Genomic DNA, 14155 nt, shown 5'->3' with positions numbered 1-14155 from the left:
CGCGCACTAGGGTGAGGAACATGGCAACCCGCGACGAGGTCGAGTGCTGGCTGACGGACATGGACGGCGTCCTCGTCCACGAGAACCAGGCGCTCCCCGGTGCCCCGGAACTCATCCAGCAGTGGCTCGACGAGGGCACGGAGTTCCTCGTCCTCACGAACAACTCGATCTTCACGCCGCGCGACCTCAGCGCCCGCCTGCGGTGGTCCGGCATCGACGTGCCGGAGGACCGGATCTGGACGAGCGCCCTCGCGACGGCGGACTTCTGCAAGTCGCAGATGCCGGGCGGCTCCGCGTTCGTCATCGGCGAGGCCGGCATGACCACCGCCCTCCACGAGGCCGGCTTCATCATGACCGAGACCGCCCCCGACTACGTCGTCGTCGGCGAGACCCGCAACTACTCGTTCGAGGCGATCACCAAGGCCGTCCGCCTGATCCGCGACGGTGCCCGCTTCATCGTCACGAACCCCGACGCGACGGGCCCGAGCGCCGAGGGCGTCCTGCCCGCGACGGGCGCCATCGCCGCGATGATCGAGAAGGCCACCGGCAAGCAGCCGTACGTGGTCGGCAAGCCGAACCCGATGATGTTCCGCTCCGCGATGAACCGGATCGGCGCGCACTCCGAGAACACCGGCATGATCGGCGACCGCATGGACACCGACGTGCAGGCCGGCATCGAAGCGGGGCTCCACACCGTCCTCGTCATGACGGGCATCAGCGACCAGGCCGAGATCGACCGCTACCCGTTCCGCCCGAGCGAGGTCATCTCCGGCGTCCACGAACTCGTGCGCACCGAGCCCATCGAAGTCGAGATGTAGTGCGCTGGGACCCGGCCCGCTACGCGGCCTTCAGCGACGAGCGGTCGCGTCCGTTCCACGACCTGGTCGCCCGGATCGGACGGGAGGCTCCCCGTCGCGTCGTCGACCTGGGCTGCGGTCCCGGGGCCCTCACGGCCACCCTCGCGGAACGCTGGCCGTCGGCCCGCGTCGTCGGGATGGACTCCTCGGCGGAGATGCTCGCCGATGGGGCGAGCATCGCGTCCGCGCATCCGAACCTGTCGTTCGAGCAGCGTGCCATCGAGGAGTGGTCCCCCACGGCGGAGGACGACGTCGTGGTCACGAACGCCGCGCTGCAGTGGGTCCCGTCGCACGTGTCGCTGCTGCCGGGGTGGCTCGCCGCGATGCCGTCCGGGTCGTGGTTCGCGATGCAGGTCCCCGGGAACTTCGACTCCCCCTCGCACGCGCTGATGCGGGCGGTCGCGGCCGACGGCCCGTGGGCGAGCGCGCTCGACGGCGTCCTCCGCGCCGATCCGGTGCTCGGCCCCGCCGGGTACCTGGAGCTGTTCGAGTCGAACGGGTTCCACGCGGACGCCTGGGAGACGACCTACATGCAGCTCCTGCATGGCCCGGATCCCGTGCTCGAGTGGGTCCGCGGGACGGGGCTCCGTCCAGCGCTGGCGGCACTCGACGCTGCCGATCCCTCCGGCGCGCTGTCCAGTGCGTACGAGTCCGAGTACGCGGCCCGTCTGCGGCAGGCGTACCCGACGGGCCCGCACGGCACGGTCTACCCCTTCCGACGCGTCTTCGCCGTCGCCCGCAGGTCCTGACGCCCGATCGCGCCCCCGCACGAACACCGCGCCCCGGCGCGACGGGGCGCGGTGTTCACAGCGGGGCGCAACCTGTGGGAGCGGGAGCTGGACGACAAACGCGGCACTACTGCACGGTGACGAGGGTGCCGAGCGGGAGGGCGTTGATCGCGGCCACGGCGTCGGCGTCGAGGCGGACGCAGCCGTGCGACACCGCTCCGGAGGTCTCGGCGTTCCAGTGCATGCCGATGAGCCCGCCGTCGTGTCCGCCGTACGGCTCGTCGGCCGCGGCCGAGTGGAGCGAAGTGAGCTGGATCGGGTGGTCGCCGGTGCCCTGCGACGGGTCGACGTAGCGCTGCTCGAGGTACCCCGTCACGTCGGTCGGTGTCGGGGTGTCCGCCGTGCCGACCCCGGCCGAGAACCGCTGCTGCACGGCGCCCGACGCGGAGACGATCGAGACGCTCTGGTCCTTCGTCGAGATCACGACGCGGGACGTCGGCGTCGACGCCTTCGTGAGCGACGCGACCGGCACCCAGGCCGAGGTCTGCGCGGCCGCCGATCCCCCGGCTGCGGAGGGCAGCTGCTGCCGGGCGGGGGTGAGCACGAGTTCCCACGGGCCCTCGCGGCGGAGCCCCACGACGGTCGTCGGCTGCTGCAGGAAGTCCGTCGCGGCGAAGCGGGCGACGGGCTCCGTGCGGTCCGAGCCGAACAGCGGCGCGTCCGCTCGCAGCCGGAAGACGGTGTCCGTCGTGACGGTGTCCCGCACGGGCATCAGCCCGCCGATGACCGCGGAGTACTGCGCCTCCGGGAGCGCCGCGAGCGCGGAGTCGCTCACGGACGGCACGGCGGGGGCGGAGGCGACCGGCCGGGCGGACGTCGACGCGGTGGAGGACGGCGCGGGCGTGCCGCCGAGGAGCGGGATCGTGACGGCGCCGGCGGCGACGACGGCCGCTGCCGCGATGCCGACGGTGGTCCAGATGGTGCGCTTGCGCATGGGGTGGACGTGCCTTCCTGTGGAGGCCGGCGCGGCGTCGGGTCGCCGCGCCGGGCCTCCAGTCCGGTCGCTGTGGATCAGCCGCTGACGACGGGCAGGTGGATGCCGATCGCCACCGGGCTGGTGCCGGTACCGGTCCCGCCTGCCGCGGCGGACGCCGCCGTGACGGTGATCGCGAGCGGGTCGGTCAGCACCGACGCACCGGACGCGTCCACGACGTCGATCGTGTGCGAGCCCGCAGCGGTGCCCGCCGGGATGACGACGCTGCCGGTGACGGCGCCGGAGGCGTCGGGCGTGAGCGTGCCGACGACGACCGGGTCGCTGTGCAGCACGACGCGGTAGGACTCGCCTGCGGTGAAGCCGGTCCCGGCGAGCGCGAGCGACGAGCCCGCCTGCACCGACGTGCCGTTCGGCGCGGTGAGGTGCGCGGACAGGACCGAGGCCTGCCCGCCGGTGGCGACCACCTTCACGGAGCCGTCGTCAGCGACCGCGACCGTGGCGCTCGTCGCGGCGGCGAGGTCGAGCCGCTCCCACGAGCCGCTCGCGCTGCCGGACTGGTCGAGCGGGTCACCCGACGCGATCTCGGTCTGCGCGAGCACCGAGGTGCGCTGGGCGTCGGTGAGGGTCGGGAACGCGGTGAGGAGCAGGTTCTCCGCACCGGTCGGGACGCTCGGGGCGAGACCCGTCGTGCCCGTCGCGGCGAAGCCGTAGTCGAGGCGCTCGTGGTAGACCTTGACGGCCGACGCACGGTCGGTGACGATCTGGGACGTGCCGCCGGGGATGGCCTTGCCGCCGTAGGGGTCGTTCTCGTACGGCTTCTCCGCGGCGATGCAGTTCGACAGGGTGTCGCCGCACTTCGACTCGAGGTACGCGGTGAGCTCGGCCCGGGCCGGCTCGAGGACCTGCGTGCGGTACTGGGTGTCCGACCAGCGGGCTGCGAGCGCGGCCTCGCCGTCGATGCGCCCGCCCATGATGTCGAGCGGGTAGTGCACGCCGAGGACGATGCGGTCGTTGCCGTTCTCCGACGTGCGGGCGAGGATCTCCGGCGCGAGCTCGGGGACGAGCGTCGCGAGGGTGATGCCGGCCTGGTACGCCGTCGTCGTGTGGCCGCTCGGGTACGAGCCGCCGGTGCAGATGCCCTTCGTGCCGTAGCCGGCGTCGAGCACGACGTCGTTCGGCGAGAACTCCTTCGTCGTGTCGGTCTGCGGCGCGACGCGGGTGATGTCGAGCGTGCCGTCGGCGCTGGCCCACGCCTTGCCGACGCGGTTCGGCGTCACGGACGAGGCGTTCACGGTGGCCGGGGGGCAGCCCGTCTGGTCGTCGCCGGCCGGGAGCGTGGCCGTCGTGGTGCCCGGCAGGTACGGACGCGGGTAGCTGAAGTGCGCCTTGGCATCACCGGTGCTGACGTAGGCGCCGGTGGTGCCGTTCGAGCTGTTGATGAGCGCCTGCGTCAACGGCAGCGCACCGGAGTTCGTTCCGTCGACGTAGATCTTCTCGAGCGCGGCGCCGAGCCCCTGCGACACCGTGAGCGACTGGTCGTAGGCGGTGTTCGAGGCGTTGTTGTACTCGGAGTCCTGCAGCGCCGTGAACTGCTGCGCCTTCGTCGCGTTCTGGTTGATCCACGAGGTCAGCTCGTCGTTCTTCGCGAGCGTCGCCGGGTCGACGACGGTGCCGTGCAGGTCGTTGACGCCGCTCGACTTCCAGAACGCGTCGTAGCCGCTGAGCAGCGAGACGAGGTCCGGCTTCGTGGTGTCGCTCGGGTAGCTCGCGGCGGAGGCCGTGAGTGGGTTGCCGATGACCAGGGCCGTCGCGACGCCCGCGACGATCACCCCCGTGGCCATGGCGCGTGCGGATGTGCGCATGCGTGGTTGCCGTCCGGAGCCGGACGGCGCTCCTCTCTGTGGACCGACGGCGTCGGTGTCGACTGGGATCGACGCGACGGTAAGGAGGCTCGGTGTCGGTCCGAGGAACGGCCGGGGTCAGGCAGGTGAACCGGTCGGAGTGTCTGTGCGGGTTCGCAGGTCGTACCACTCCGGTACGGGGCGGCGTTGCTCGGCCAACGGGTTTGGGGGGACGTCGCGCCACCGCCGCTGGAGTCTGCGCGGAGCATCGTCCCGCCACGAGACGAGCCCACCGGCCACGATCCCGAGGGCCAGCACCGCGAAGGCGCCGATCCCGATGACGCCGGCGATGGCCATCGTGCCGAGGTCACCCCGCGCCGTCGCCGACACCGCGATCGACCCGAAGTCCCAGAACGCGTGCAGCAGCACCGGCAGCAGCAGGCCGCCCGAGAGCCGCCGGGCGACGTACAGCACGGAGCCGAAGGACGCCGCGAACACGACCTGGATCAGCGTGGGTCCGATGCCGGCGCCGGCGAGGGCGTTGAGCAGGTGCAGCAGGCCGAAGAGCACGCACGAGACGATCCACACGCCGAACTCGGGCAGCCGCCGCCGGAGCCCCACGAGCAGCACGCCGCGGGTCATCAGCTCCTCGAAGACCCCGACGAACAGCACGCCGATGCCGAGCAGCAGGAAGTAGTGCCACGGGAGCGCCGTCCAGTCGACGAGCGGCAGCCGGACCAGGCAGACGACGAGGATCAGCGCCGGGGCGATCCACGTCCAGCGCAGCGGACTCCTGGTCGTGTCGACCGTCGCGATGCGCCACCAGCCGAGCGCCGTCACGACGACGGCGAGCGCCAGCGCGGCGATGCCCTCCGGGACGACGAGCGCCCGGACCACGCTGTCGACCGTCTCGCCGAGGGAGGGGTAGTCGTCGCTCGGTCGGGACCGCCAGGCGCTGATGCCGGCGAACACCACGAGGGGTGCGAGGCCGACCAGGAGCGACGGCGGGACGGGCCAGCGCCGTCGTTCGGATGCCATGCCTGTTTGTACCATTGCGGTATGCGACTCCCTTCTCTGTCCACGATGGCGGAGGATTACGTCAAGCTCATCTGGAAGGCCCGCGAGCGTGGGGACACCGGCATCGCCACCCGGGACATCGCCGCGTCGCTGAAGGTGTCCGCGTCGACCGTCTCCGGCAACCTCCGGAAGCTCGACCGCGACGGCCTGATCGAGCACACCCCGTACTACGGCGTCGTGCTCACGCCCCTCGGACAGCAGGTCGCCGTGGCGATGGTCCGGCGGCACCGCCTGATCGAGTCGTTCCTGGTGTCCCGGCTGGGCTACACGTGGGACGAGGTGCACACGGAGGCGGAGGCACTCGAGCACGCGGTGTCGGAGACGTTCCTCGACCGTGTCGACGCCGACCTCGGGCACCCGACGCACGACCCGCACGGTGACCCGATCCCGCGCGCGGACGGCACGCTGCCGGACTCCCCCGGGGCGCTCCTCGGCACGATCGCGCCGGGGTCGTGCGGCACCGTCGGTCGGGTGTCGGACGACGACCCCTCGCTGCTGCGCTACTTCGACGAGCTCGGCGTCGGGCTCGGCACCCACCTCCGCGTGGAGCAGGTCAGGGACTACGCGGGGGTCATCGCGGTGTCCCGGCGCTCGGAGGACGGCACGGAGTCCCTCGTCGACCTGCCTGCCGCTGCCGCCGCCGCGATCTGGCTCGCCCCCGACGCCGACTGACCCCGGGGCGCGCTCGCCTCGCGCGAACCCGACTGGTCACGACACCCCGTTCACGTCCGCCGAACGGTCACGAGTCGTCGCCCGGTGCAGCCTGCACCGACGTTCTCCGACCACTCGCCGATCACGAACGGTGTGACGGACACGGAACCTCGACGGACACCGAACCTCGACGGGCCCCGGCCCCCGGAGCCCCGCCCCGCCCCTACCGCAGCGCGGGGGATGACGGGCGGCGGAACGGGGCCGTGATCGTCGGCAGGATGTCGCGGCGGTTGATCCAGAACACCACGAGGGCCGCGACGAGGTGCACGATGCTCAGCACCCAGCGCCCGTTCGTGTCCGTGACGAAGAACTGCACCGCGAACAGCGCCGCCAACGCGATCGCCGACCAGCGGTGGAACCGCAGCGCGATGATGATCGCGACACCGAGCAGGGTCTGCGACGCGGTCAGCATGAACTCCTCGACCTGCCGGGAGTCGAGCGGCAGCCCGCCGGTCGTGCCACCGCCGAGGACGTGCGCGATCGGCAGCGACCCGACGAGCAACGACCACTGGTTCACCTTCGACGCGATGAGCGTGCCGATCGCCGCCCCGCCCATGCCCCGCAGCGCGAACAGCGCCGCGACGATGAACTCCGGCGCCTCCGTCGCCAGCGGCGCGAGCCACTGCACGAGGAAGTAGCTGTCGATGCCGAGCGCACTGCCCGACTCGACGAGGGCGTCGGCGAACGGCTCCGCCGAGGACAGGATGACGGCGGCGGCCACGACGAACAGCGCGACGATCGTCCAGCGCCGGGCGCGCTGCGGCATCGACGCGATGTTCCCGGCCATGCCGACGATCTCCTCGTCCTCACCGTCGTCGTCCGACACCTTCGACGCGCGCCACAGGTACACGACGAACGCGGCGAGCAGGACGAACCCGAACCACATCGGGATGGACCCCATCAGCGGGATGAGGAACGCGATGACGGCGAGGAGCGCCAGGAACCCGATGTCCACGCGCGACGACCGCGACAGCTCGAGCACCCGGGTGGCGGAGGCGGGCAGGGACCCGGCGCGGACGAAGCGCCGTGCGACGAGCAGCGAGATGATCACGACGAGCGGCCACCCGAACCCGAGCAGCAGGCGGTTCGAGCCGGTCATGTTGGCGGCGGCGAACTGCTCGTACGACGGGTCGTACCCGGAGCGGAACGCGTAGTATAGGTCGACGGCGTACTCGGGCAGCACGGCGATGAGCGCCAGGATCGCGATGGCCAGCGCGCCGGCGATGTCCTTCTGTGCGGCCTCGGCGGCCCAGGCGAGCAGGAACGACGCGGCGACGACGGCCGCGCCGAAGACCAGCAGGTCGACGACGGGGTTCGGCGCGAACCCGCCGACCCGGAAGACGACGGCGGGCAGGGCGATGGCGATGCAGATCGCGATGCGACCCCAGGCACTCGCGCCCATCCGGGACGCCGGCAGATCGCGCGCCGGTGCAGGTGACAGGGTGTTCGTCATGGTGGTCCTCGTGGTCGAGCCATGACGCGGCGCACGGGAGCGGCTTCGGCCATGGCGGAACGGCCGAAGGTCTCGCTCGCCCCGACCGGAGTCGAAGGTGGTGCACCGGGCCGATCGTCGTGATGGCCAGTGTGTCGATGCACGCGCTGGGAGCTACTCCCCTTCGACACCCACTCTGGCGCGCGCCGATCCGCATGTGCAAGCCGATCGGCCCTGTTCGGCACCCCGAATCCGGGACTTGGTGCGCCCGCCCCGGAACTCCGCGGACGCCCTCAGCCCTTGGCGGAACGCGTCCGGCCCAGCGCCACCTCGCGCCGAGCACGCTCGAGCGCCAGCGACGACCCCGCGGAGGGGTCGTGCAGCAGCCGCACGGTGTCGGCGGCGTGCGTCCGGACGGCCTCACTGCGACCGGCCGCGTCCTCGAGCACCGGCTCCACGACGTCCGCGCCGAGTCCGACGAGCGCGCGGCTCAGGGCGAGGCGCGTCTCACGATCCCCCTGGCCGAGCTGCACCGCGAGTCGGCGCGCGAGGTCGGCGCGTCCGTCGTCGGGCACGAGCACGACCGCGGCACGCCAGGCGGTGCGGACGACGCCGGGGTCGATGTCCCCGAGCCGCTCGGTCACCTGCGGGTACACCGAGCCGTCCCCGATCTTCGAGAGCGTGTGCAACGCCTGGCTCCGCGCCTGGGCCTCCTGGCGCTCGAGCTCGGGGAGCACCCGCGGCACGACGCGCTCCGCCGGGAGCCGGATGAGCGCCCACGTGAGCATCTCCCGCACCTGGAAGTCCGGCTCGACGGCGCACTGCTCCACGAGCACGTCGAGGTCGGCCGGGTCCGGGGTCGTCCCTGCCGCCATGACCGCCCGGAGTCGAGCGGACGCGGTGCCGGTGGCGAGGACGTCGGAGAGCGTGGTCATGCCCCCAGTCTGCCGACTGCCACCGACCCCACTGCCACCGAGCCCACGGACCCCGAGCAGCTCGCAAGACCCGAGGCCTACGGTGGAGCGGTCGAACAGTTCCACCACGAAAGGACCCCCATGCCCCGCATCGGATCAAGCGACCTCACCGTGTTCCCCCTCGCCCTCGGCGGCAACGTCTTCGGCTGGACCGCTGACGAGTCGACCTCCCACCAGGTCCTCGACGCCTACACGGCGGCTGGCGGCGACTTCATCGACACCGCGGACGTCTACTCCGCCTGGGCACCTGGCAACTCGGGCGGCGAGTCCGAGACCGTGATCGGCTCCTGGCTCGCGAAGTCCGGCAAGCGCGACGACGTCGTCATCGCGACGAAGGGCTCGCAGCACCCCGAGTTCCAGGGTCTCGGCGCCGACACCGTCGCGAAGGCCGCCCGCGCGAGCCTCCAGCGCCTCGGCACGGACCGCATCGACCTCTACTACGCGCACTTCGACGACCAGGACACCCCGCTCGAGGAGACCGTCCGCGCGTTCGACCAGCTCGTGCGCGACGGCATCGTCCGGTACACCGCGATCTCGAACTACGCGAAGGACCGCGCCGCGGAGTGGATCCGCATCGCTGACGAGCACGGCCTCGCGAAGCCCGTCGCGATCCAGCCGCACTACAACCTCGTGACGCGGGAGCCCTACGAGTCCGAGATCGCGCCGCTCGCCCACGAGCACGGCCTCGGCGTCGTGCCGTACTTCTCCCTCGCCGCCGGGTTCCTGACGGGTAAGTACCGCTCGAAGGAGGACTTCGCCGGCAAGGACCGCGAGGGACAGGTCTCCGGGTACTTCACCGACGCCGGCCTCGAGGTCGTCGACTCCCTGTCGACCATCGCGACCGCTCACGACACCGAGATCGCCACCGTCGCGCTCGCTTGGCTGCAGGCGCAGCCCGACGTGGTCGCACCGATCGCCTCGGCGCGGAACCTCGAGCAGCTGCCGGCGCTCCTCGCCTCCGCCGAGCTCGAGCTCACGACGGACGAGCTGCAGACGCTGTCCGACGCCTCCGCGAAGGTGCCGGCCACGGCCTGAGACCGCACCACACGACGGACGGGAGGCTCCCCACCGGACCGGTGGGGAGCCTCCCGTCCGTGATGTGGCCGGCTACGCGCTCGGCGCGAGCGATCCCGTCAACGCACCGCCGCCGGAGCGGGTGACGAAGCAGGACCAGAAGCGGTCACCCTTGTCCCACGCCGCCTGGTCTGGCGGGTAGACGCCCTGCACCTGGACGTCGCCGAAGCGGGCGGCAGCGGTCAGGTCGAGCCCTGCGGCGGACTGGCACTGGGTCGCCGCCTGGGTCTTCACGGCTTCGACGCCGGGGTAGGCGTCGCCGTCGATCGTCCCGCGCGCCGTGAGCTGCGCGGTGTGCTCTGTGCCGCAGTCGACGACGGTGAAGTCCTCGGCCCATGCGCTGTCGAACGGCGTCAGGCACTCCCCGCCGGCGAGGTCGTACCAGGGGTGCTGTCCGGGTGCCGCGGTCGAGGACGCGAAGGTGATCGTCGGCGCCGCGGCAGCCGTCGCGGGCGCTGACGGCTTGGTCGACGAGCCGGTCGTCACCTGGGCAGACGCCGCGGCAGGCGACTTCGTCGGCGGCACGGTCTTCTCCTCGATGTTGTTCCCCAGGATCCAGCTCGCGAGCAGGAACACGGCGATCAGCATGACGACGATGATCGCGATCGCACCGCCGAAGAGCAGGAGCTTGCCACGCTTGCCCTCACCGCGGAGGCGCGCGGCGCCCTCGTTGATGAAGTTGCCGCTGTCGGCGTCCGGCGGCACGGGCGAGCCTGCTGCGGACGGGGCGCGGCCGGGCGCAGGTGCGTGCGCGGGGGCGCCCATCGCGGGCATCATGCGGGTGCCGGTGTCGTGCGGGTCGTAGCCGGTCGTGCCGAGCTGGTCGACGGCCTGCGTGCCGAAGAGGTCCTTGATGGCGCTCGTGTCACTGGTCTCGCGGCCGTCCCACTCGGACTGGTCAAGATCCTGCTCGACGGCTGGCGGGAGGTGCGCGGGGTACTCGTCGACCCTCGGCGTCGGTTCTGCCGGCTCGACGAGGGGCGGTAGCGCGGTCGGGGCCGCGTCGCCGACGGCGTCGTCCACCGTGTCGCCGGGGAAGACCTCGCCGGTGCGTGCGGCCTCGTCGGCGAGCGACCAGCTGCTGCTGTCGGTGGGGTCGGGGTCGGGTTCGACCGTCTCCTGGACCGGCAGCGCGGTGGTCGCAGCGTCGGCGGCCACCGGGGCGGACACGGCGGGGGCCGGGGTGATCGGCACCTCGCCGGAGACCACGTCGTCCTCGGTGTCGTCCGCCAGGTGCCAGGAGCCGGCGCCGAGCGCGGTGGTGTCGAACGAGTTCGTGGTCAGGGTCGTCGGGACCTCGCCGGTCTCGTCGTCGTGGACAGCCCAGTCGAAGGGACGCTCGACGCTCGGACGCTCGGAGGCGTCCGAGCCCTGGATGCGGAGCAGGTCGGTGAAGCTCGGGGGCTCCTGGGACGACGGGAGCGTGTTCTCCACACCGACGGGCTGCTGGACGACGGGGCCGGTCGGGGTCGGCGTCGATCCGGTGGCGCGGCCCAGCCAGTCGACGTCGTCTCGGCCCTCGCCGCGGGGGTCCGTCCGGCGTCGTTCGTCCTCGATCGCCCGGGTCTCGGCGGCACGCTGCTCCCGGTTCGCCTGCGCGGTCGGCAGCTGGATCGAGCTGGGGTGCGGCGCGGTCGACGTCGGCGGCACGGCGGCGGCCGGCGGGATGCGGCTGCCGAGGAGCGAGCGGTCCGGGTCGGACGTCGGCGGTGCGGGCTGGGACGGTGCCGCGAGCTGCTCCGGCATCGAGATCGCCTGGGTGGCGTCCTCGTCGTACGGCGCTGGCGGGGTGGCCGGCGCGGGTTCGGCCGGCGCAGGTTCGGCCGGCGCGGGCTCGGCCGGCGCGGGCTCGACCGGCACCGGTTCCTCGGGCGTGAAGGGTTCCGGCAGCGGCGCACCGGTCTCGGCGGCGGCGCGTTCCGCCTCGCGACGCTCGCGGCGCGACGGCCACTCGTCGGCCTTCCGCGGCGCACCGAAGATGTCGGCGGCACTGCGGAGTCCCGTGAAGCGAGCGTCCGGGGCGGACGCGCCACGAGCCTCCTGGCCGTCTGCCCCGGTGTCGGGGCCGCCGGTCTGGTCGGGCTCGTGCGCGTCGTCCGGACGCTCCTCGGTCACGCGGACAACCCCAGGTCGGCCAGTCCGATCGCCGCGAAGTACGGGTACCCGGCCGCCTCGATCTTCTCCTTCGCGCCGGTGTCGCGGTCGACGACGACGGCCACTGCGGCGACGATCGCGCCCTCGCGCTCGAGCGCCTCGGCGGCCTTGAGCGGCGAGCCGCCGGTGGTCGAGGTGTCCTCGAGGACGATGACGCGCTTGCCGCGGAGGTCGGGACCCTCGACCTGCTTGCCACGACCGTGGTCCTTCGGCTCCTTGCGGACGACGAAGGCGTCGTACGTGCCACCACGGGCGGCGGCCTGGTGGAGCACGGCGCTCGCGATCGGGTCGGCGCCCATGGTGAGGCCGCCGACCGCGGAGACGTCGGGGACCTCGGCGATGAGGTCCGTCATCACCTGTCCGATGAGCGGCGCCACACGGTGGTCGAGGCTCACCTTGCGGAGGTCGATGTAGTACGTCGCCTTCTTGCCGCTGGTCAGGGTGAAGTCGCCGTGGAACACCGCCTCGGCCGTGATGTGGTCGATCAACTGCTCGCGCGCGTCCGTCACAGCGCACAAGGGTAGCCCGTCCGGGCCGCGCAGCGCTCATCCAGCCTGCACGGACGGTCAGCCGCCCGCCCGTTCATCCCGGGTCCGCGTCGGTACGATCCGGGTATGTCCCTCGATGCACCGTCGCGCCCAGCGGTCGGGGCATCCCGGTTCCGCGGCCTCGCCGGTGCGCTCGGGCACGAGGCGATCGGGGCGATCGTCGCGGTCGCGCTCGCCCTGATCGCGCTGCGGCACGTCCTGGCGACGGCCAGGGTCACGCTGCTCTGGTACGACGGCGACTCGGTGCTGCTGCCGATGGTGGTCAGGTCGATCCAGCTCGGTCAGCCGTTCGAGTGGGCGATGTCCCCCGCGCTGTTCTTCTTCCCGGAGCTGCCGGTCTACCTGGTCTGCGCCGCCGTCACCGCGACCCCGCAGCAGGCGCTGGCCCTCAACGGCGTGCTCGTCCTCGTGGGCGTCTACGCGCTCCTGCGGGCGGTGGCGAACGAGCTCATGCCGTCCGCGCGACGCTCGGCACGCATCGCGGTGTCGGCGCTCGCGGTCGGGTTCCTGACGCTGCACGTGCTCACCGAGTCGTCGGCGTCCGCGACGTCGCTCGAGCTCGCGTCCCTGCTCCTCACGACCACCTACTACTACGGGGTGGTCCTCGCGCTCCTCGCGACGGCGGCGCTCGCGCTCCGGGCGATCCGGATCGGCCGTGCGTCCGTCGCCGTGCTCGTGACGCTCGGGCTCGTCGCCGCGTGCACCACGGCGTCGAACCCGCTGTACGTCCCGTGGTCGGGTGCCCCGCTCGTCGTCACGCTGCTGCTCCTCGGCGTCGCCCGTCGGGTGCCGTGGCGACCTGCCCTGTGGCTGTCCGGGGTCGTCGTCGCGGGCTCGGTCGTCGGGTACGTCCTGCGCATCCCGCTGCGACCGTTCGTCTCGCTCGACCCCTCGACGTACGTGCACCCGGAACGCGCGGCGACGACGCTCGGGTTCTTCGCGTCGCTCACCGACGCCCGAGCGGCGACGGCGCTCGGCGACGCCGGGCTCGTCCTGATGTTCGTCGGGGTGCTGCTCGCCGTCGGTGGGACGGTCTGGGCCTGGCGGGTGCGGACCTCGCGCACCGTGCTCGTCGCGTCGCTGCTGCCGCTCGTGACGATCGTCGCCGTGTCCGTCGGGGTCGTCGTCGCCGGCTCGGAGACCCCGCGCTACCTGGAACCCGTCGTCGTCGCCCCGCTCCTGGCCCTCGTCGCGGTGTGCGAGCTGACACGGACCGCGGTCAGACGGACCCGGGTGCACCGGCCGCTCCGTGGCGTCCGGATGACACTCGCCATCGGCGCGGCGATCGTCTTCGCCGCGGGTGTGGCCATGGCGCCGTCGACGCTCCGGGGGGTACGCACCGCGGCGTACGACCCCGCGACCTGCCTGGACCACTGGGCCGGTGGGCGCGACGTCGTCGGCGTCGGGCAGTTCTGGACCGTCCGTCCGCTCGCCGCCTACTCGTCGGAGAACGTCGGGCTGCTCCAGGTGCGCGACACGTTCCAGACCTACCCCTGGCTCGTCGACCTCGGTGCGTACCGCGATGCCCGGCCGACCTTCGTCGTCGTGGGATCAGGGGACGTCTGGTCCACCCCGGTGGAGGACTCCCTCGGGCCGCCGGCGTCGGTGACGCACTGCACCGGCTTCGACATCTGGGACTACGCCGGCACGGCCGGTGCGACGACCCTGCAGCAGGACGTCGTCGGGAGCGCCGAGACGATCCTGCGCGACCGCGGGTTCTGACGAGAGTTCTCCACAGCGGTGCGTCGGCTTCGCATCATCCCTG

General features: G+C 72.5%; 12 protein-coding genes. 5 read left to right on the top strand and 7 right to left on the bottom strand.

Going from position 1 to position 14155, the window contains the following annotated elements:
* Positions 1-20: 20 nt before the first annotated feature.
* Both ACIPJ2_RS06415 and ACIPJ2_RS06410 read left to right on the top strand, forming a co-directional pair.
* Positions 21-818: an HAD-IIA family hydrolase gene (locus tag ACIPJ2_RS06415; protein WP_144756338.1), complete on the top strand. Its 798-nt coding sequence runs from the start codon at positions 21-23 to the stop codon at positions 816-818.
* Positions 818-1606: a trans-aconitate 2-methyltransferase gene (locus tag ACIPJ2_RS06410; RefSeq protein ID WP_402728062.1), complete on the top strand. Its 789-nt coding sequence runs from the start codon at positions 818-820 to the stop codon at positions 1604-1606. The genes ACIPJ2_RS06415 and ACIPJ2_RS06410 overlap by 1 nt, the downstream gene beginning before the upstream one ends.
* A gap of 106 nt (positions 1607-1712) precedes the next feature.
* On the opposite strand, the gene ACIPJ2_RS06405 is transcribed toward ACIPJ2_RS06410, so the two are convergent.
* From ACIPJ2_RS06405 to ACIPJ2_RS06395, 3 genes are all read right to left on the bottom strand, one after another.
* Positions 1713-2579 carry a L,D-transpeptidase gene (locus ACIPJ2_RS06405; protein ID WP_402728061.1) on the bottom strand — a complete coding sequence of 289 codons (867 nt, stop codon included), beginning with the start codon at positions 2577-2579 and terminating at the stop codon, positions 1713-1715.
* A 77-nt stretch (positions 2580-2656) separates the two neighbouring features.
* Positions 2657-4441: a phosphatase PAP2 family protein gene (locus tag ACIPJ2_RS06400; RefSeq protein ID WP_402728060.1), complete on the bottom strand. Its 1785-nt coding sequence runs from the start codon at positions 4439-4441 to the stop codon at positions 2657-2659.
* A 117-nt stretch (positions 4442-4558) separates the two neighbouring features.
* Complete coding sequence (locus tag ACIPJ2_RS06395; RefSeq protein ID WP_281266836.1) at positions 4559-5458, bottom strand: CPBP family intramembrane glutamic endopeptidase; 900 nt, start codon at positions 5456-5458, stop codon at positions 4559-4561.
* A gap of 21 nt (positions 5459-5479) precedes the next feature.
* Between ACIPJ2_RS06395 and ACIPJ2_RS06390 the strand changes: the two genes are divergently transcribed.
* A complete protein-coding gene (locus ACIPJ2_RS06390) occupies positions 5480-6169 on the top strand; it encodes a metal-dependent transcriptional regulator (RefSeq protein WP_402728059.1) in 690 nt (229 codons plus the stop codon).
* Between the two features lie 202 nt (positions 6170-6371).
* Here ACIPJ2_RS06390 and ACIPJ2_RS06385 read toward each other — a convergent pair whose 3' ends face one another.
* Both ACIPJ2_RS06385 and ACIPJ2_RS06380 read right to left on the bottom strand, forming a co-directional pair.
* Positions 6372-7661, bottom strand: a complete 1290-nt coding sequence (locus ACIPJ2_RS06385; RefSeq protein ID WP_402728058.1) for a sodium:proton exchanger — start codon at positions 7659-7661, stop codon at positions 6372-6374.
* A gap of 272 nt (positions 7662-7933) precedes the next feature.
* On the bottom strand, positions 7934-8575 hold the full coding sequence (locus tag ACIPJ2_RS06380) for a HEAT repeat domain-containing protein (RefSeq protein ID WP_402728057.1): 642 nt from the start codon (positions 8573-8575) through the stop codon (positions 7934-7936).
* 120 nt (positions 8576-8695) lie between these two features.
* Here ACIPJ2_RS06380 and ACIPJ2_RS06375 point away from each other — a divergent pair, with 120 nt between their 5' ends.
* Positions 8696-9649, top strand: coding sequence for an aldo/keto reductase (locus ACIPJ2_RS06375; RefSeq protein ID WP_402728056.1), 954 nt, complete (start codon positions 8696-8698; stop codon positions 9647-9649).
* A gap of 72 nt (positions 9650-9721) precedes the next feature.
* Here the strand turns inward: ACIPJ2_RS06375 and ACIPJ2_RS06370 are convergent, their stop codons facing one another.
* Together ACIPJ2_RS06370 and pyrE are read right to left on the bottom strand one after the other, a co-directional pair.
* Positions 9722-11803 carry a septum formation family protein gene (locus ACIPJ2_RS06370; protein WP_402728055.1) on the bottom strand — a complete coding sequence of 694 codons (2082 nt, stop codon included), beginning with the start codon at positions 11801-11803 and terminating at the stop codon, positions 9722-9724.
* Entirely contained in the window at positions 11800-12351 is a 552-nt protein-coding gene (pyrE, locus tag ACIPJ2_RS06365; RefSeq protein WP_281266830.1) for an orotate phosphoribosyltransferase, read from the bottom strand. The genes ACIPJ2_RS06370 and pyrE overlap by 4 nt, the downstream gene beginning before the upstream one ends.
* Before the next feature lie 105 nt (positions 12352-12456).
* Here pyrE and ACIPJ2_RS06360 point away from each other — a divergent pair, with 105 nt between their 5' ends.
* Positions 12457-14112, top strand: coding sequence for a hypothetical protein (locus ACIPJ2_RS06360; protein WP_402728054.1), 1656 nt, complete (start codon positions 12457-12459; stop codon positions 14110-14112).
* Positions 14113-14155: the final 43 nt, after the last annotated feature.

The sequence above is a fragment of the Curtobacterium sp. NPDC090217 genome, assembly GCF_044746705.1.
Classification (GTDB): domain Bacteria; phylum Actinomycetota; class Actinomycetes; order Actinomycetales; family Microbacteriaceae; genus Curtobacterium.
This window is presented reverse-complemented; position numbering and strand designations above follow the sequence as displayed.

What these genes read in the sequence shown, in the direction of transcription:
- ACIPJ2_RS06375 (WP_402728056.1), top strand. Translation starts at nt 8,696, where the DNA reads ATGCCCCGCATCGGATCAAGCGACCTCACCGTGTTCCCCCTCGCCCTC.
- ACIPJ2_RS06415 (WP_144756338.1), top strand. Translation starts at nt 21, where the DNA reads ATGGCAACCCGCGACGAGGTCGAGTGCTGGCTGACGGACATGGACGGC.
- ACIPJ2_RS06380 (WP_402728057.1), bottom strand. Translation starts at nt 8,575, where the DNA reads ATGACCACGCTCTCCGACGTCCTCGCCACCGGCACCGCGTCCGCTCGA.
- ACIPJ2_RS06405 (WP_402728061.1), bottom strand. Translation starts at nt 2,579, where the DNA reads ATGCGCAAGCGCACCATCTGGACCACCGTCGGCATCGCGGCAGCGGCC.
- ACIPJ2_RS06400 (WP_402728060.1), bottom strand. Translation starts at nt 4,441, where the DNA reads ATGCGCACATCCGCACGCGCCATGGCCACGGGGGTGATCGTCGCGGGC.
- ACIPJ2_RS06360 (WP_402728054.1), top strand. Translation starts at nt 12,457, where the DNA reads ATGTCCCTCGATGCACCGTCGCGCCCAGCGGTCGGGGCATCCCGGTTC.
- ACIPJ2_RS06390 (WP_402728059.1), top strand. Translation starts at nt 5,480, where the DNA reads ATGCGACTCCCTTCTCTGTCCACGATGGCGGAGGATTACGTCAAGCTC.
- ACIPJ2_RS06395 (WP_281266836.1), bottom strand. Translation starts at nt 5,458, where the DNA reads ATGGCATCCGAACGACGGCGCTGGCCCGTCCCGCCGTCGCTCCTGGTC.
- ACIPJ2_RS06385 (WP_402728058.1), bottom strand. Translation starts at nt 7,661, where the DNA reads ATGACGAACACCCTGTCACCTGCACCGGCGCGCGATCTGCCGGCGTCC.